The following is a 251-nucleotide window of genomic DNA, read 5'->3' on the forward strand; positions in this document are numbered from 1 at the left end:
GTCGTGATACATGCAGATGGCGGCGTCATAGGTCGCGCGCGCTTCGTTGTGGAACATCGTGTCGGCGGGCCTGGGGTCGGTGATGTCGATCCCCTCGGCGCGGAGCTGCTGGGCGACCGGGATCAGGATGTCGATCTCCTGAAGCCCCAGGGCGCCGCCTTCTCCGGCGTGCGGGTTCAGGGCGGCCATGGTCAGGCGCGGACGGGCGATGGCGAAGTCGCGCTTCAGGCTTTCGTGGACGACGCGGGCGG

At 68.9% G+C, this 251-nt stretch carries 1 protein-coding gene; it reads right to left on the reverse strand.

Translation table 11 applies throughout. The features are described 5' to 3' along the window. Positions 1–251: 4-hydroxythreonine-4-phosphate dehydrogenase PdxA (locus tag ACZ6JE_RS15385; protein WP_464319509.1), on the reverse strand; the 251-nt coding region annotated here is incomplete at both ends.

It is taken from the genome of Frigoribacterium sp. AC759, from assembly GCF_979256015.1.